2 protein-coding genes are annotated in these 2,946 nt (G+C 53.3%); both read left to right on the top strand.

Annotation, left to right across the window (positions count from 1 at the left end; genetic code table 11):
• A partial coding sequence (locus tag RBT11_20605) for a TetR/AcrR family transcriptional regulator (protein MDX9789183.1) occupies window positions 1-614 on the top strand: 614 nt, incomplete at its 5' end.
• Between the two features lie 94 nt (window positions 615-708).
• Window positions 709-2,847, top strand: coding sequence for a methylmalonyl-CoA mutase (gene scpA / locus RBT11_20600; GenBank protein MDX9789182.1), 2,139 nt, complete (start codon window positions 709-711; stop codon window positions 2,845-2,847).
• Window positions 2,848-2,946 lie beyond the last annotated feature (99 nt).

The following is a 2,946-nucleotide window of genomic DNA, read 5'->3' as shown; positions in this document are numbered from 1 at the left end:
AAGGCCGTTTGCTCTGTGTTGGACTCAAACCTGAGGTCTATAAGCGGCTGGAAAGCGCCGTAGCGGATATTTTTTCCAATTCCGATTTTCATAAAGCCAATATTCGGGACGTGGCCAAAAAAGCAGGCATCAGTTTCAGTACCATCTATAATTATTTTGGCAGCAAGGAAAAACTCCTGTTCTCGTTTGTTGATATCTGGCTCGGGAAACTCTGTGACCGAATTGTCGATCACCTTCAGGGAATTGAAGATCTGAAGGAAAAAATGCGCAAAGTGTTCTGGCTTCAGCTGGATTATTATGAACGGCACCCGGCTCTCGGTCAAATTCTCTTTATGACGGTGCCCATGAAAACCTGGATGGAGGATGAGACCTTTACGCAGGCAAAGATGATTCGAATTTATCTGGACGTGTTGAAAAAAGGACAGGCGGAAGGGGTTCTGAATTCAAAGGTCGACACGGAAGTGCTGCTCGATGTCATGATGGGCTTTGTTCAACGAACCTATTTTATGTGGGTATCCCGGGGGCGCAAGCGAGGCCTGGCGGAACAGGCCAATTCGCTGTTTGAAATTATATGGCGGGCAATAACCAATCCAATAGCGGATAAGGTGACGTAGCCGGTCAATATAAATGCGGGTAAGAATAAGCCGTGGGGTTCCGACCAGGCCCCCGCCGGCAAGAAACCGTTTTGAATTCAAAAAGGAGTCAACCATGGGGGAGCATTCGAACATGCAACAATGGATGAATCTCGCAATCAAAGAGCTCAAAGGCCAATCCCTCGACACAATCCATTGGCAAACGCCTGAAGGCATTCCCGTCAAGCCGTTGTATACGGCCGAAGACCTGGAAGGCATGGAACATCTTCATACCCTGCCTGGGCTCGCGCCCTATGTGCGGGGGCCTATGGCGACGATGTTCACCAATCGACCCTGGACCATACGCCAATATGCCGGTTTTTCAACAGCCAGGGAGTCCAATGCCTTTTACCGGCGGAATCTGGCGGCCGGCCAGAAAGGGCTGTCTGTGGCCTTTGATCTCGCCACCCATCGCGGCTATGATTCAGATCATCCCCGGGTGTCCGGTGATGTGGGGAAAGCCGGCGTTGCCGTTGATTCGGTAGAGGATATGAAGATTTTGTTTGATCAAATTCCGCTGGATCAAATGTCGGTTTCCATGACCATGAACGGTGCGGTGCTGCCCGTGTTGGCCGGTTTTATCGTGGCGGCGGAGGAGCAGGGGGTTGCCCCTGAAAAGCTCACCGGCACGATTCAAAATGATATTCTAAAAGAGTACCTGACGCGAAATACCTATATTTATCCGCCAGCGCCCTCTATGCGGATTGTGTCTGACATTATCCGCTATTGCTCGAAGCATATGCCGAAATTCAATACGGTCAGTATCAGCGGCTATCATATGATGGAAGCCGGTGCCAACTCCGTGCTGCAAACGGCCTTTACCCTGGCCGACGGGCTGGAGTATGTAAGGGCGGCGTTGAAGGCGGGGCTCGACATTGACGAATTTGCGCCGCGGCTGAGCTTTTTTTTCGGGATCGGGATGAATTTTTTTATGGAAATCGCGATGCTGCGGGCTGCCCGGTTTCTGTGGCATCGCCTGATCAGCCCATTTAATCCGAAAAATCCGCAATCCGCCAAACTGCGTACCCACTGTCAGACCTCCGGGTGGTCCCTGACCGCCCAGGATCCCTATAACAATATCATTCGGACGACGCTGGAGTGCCTTTCCGCGGTTCTGGGCGGCACGCAATCCCTTCATACCAATTCCTTCGACGAAGCGATCGGACTGCCCACGGAGTTTTCGGCCAGACTCTCTCGAAACACACAAATCATTGTTCAGGAAGAATCGCATGTGTGCAAGGTGGTGGACCCGCTGGCCGGATCCTATTACATAGAAGCGCTGACGGACGGTATCATTCGGGAAGCCGGAAAACTGATCAAGGAGGTCGAGGCCCTGGGCGGAATGGCCAAGGCCATAGAGTCGGGCATGCCGAAAATGCGAATCGAGGCTTCTGCTGCCAGACGCCAGGCTCGCATCGATCAGGGTCTGGATGTTATTGTGGGGGTGAATAAGTACCAATTGGAAAAAGAAACGGAGATCGATGTGCTGGAAGTCTCCGGCGCAATTCGAGACGAGCAGGTGGCGATGATTCGGCAAGTCAAGGCACAACGGGATGCGCAAGCGGTTCGCCAAGCCTTGGAGGCAATCACCCATTGCGCCGAATCCGATGGAAATTTACTGGAAGCCAGTATTGCGGCCGTGCGTGCCAGGGCGACGGTCGGGGAGATATCGGAAGCCATGGAGGCAAAATTCGGGCGATACGTGGCTACTACCCAATGTATTTCAGGCATTTACGCCGCCGAGTATGGCGACAACGAAGCCTTTGCCGCTATGCGCAAACGCACGGATTTGTTTGCCGAAAAAGAGGGGCGGCGGCCGCGGATTTTATTGATTAAAATGGGGCAGGATGGGCATGACCGGGGGGTTAAGGTCGTGGCCACCGCGTTTTCGGATCTGGGCTTTGATGTGGATCTGGGCCCCATGTTTCAGACGCCTGAAGAGGCTGCCCGCATGGCGGTTGAAAATGACGTTCATGTGGTGGGTGTTTCCACGCTCGCGGCGGGCCACAAGGTTTTGGTCCCTGCGCTGGCGGCCGCGCTGAAGGCCGAAGGTGCTGAGGACATTCTGGTAGTGGTCGGCGGCGTGATTCCGCCGAAGGACTATCAATTTCTGTATGATACGGGCGCGGTCGCCGTGTTCGGTCCGGGAACCAACCTTCTCGAAGCGGCCAATAAGGTATTGAATGCGCTTGAAAAGCGTGGTGCAAATGCCTGAAAACGCCTCCTTTTATGTGCAAGGCGTTCTTGCGGGTGCTCGCCGGATTTTTTCCAAAACCATTACGCTCATTGAAAGTTCAAATCCCGAGCACCAACG

This window comes from Desulfobacterales bacterium (assembly GCA_034003325.1).
GTDB lineage: Bacteria > Desulfobacterota > Desulfobacteria > Desulfobacterales > JAFDDL01 > JAVEYW01.
This window is presented reverse-complemented; position numbering and strand designations above follow the sequence as displayed.

Excerpts from the sequence above, each read along its gene's own strand:
- scpA (MDX9789182.1), top strand. The coding sequence starts at position 709 with ATGGGGGAGCATTCGAACATGCAACAATGGATGAATCTCGCAATCAAA.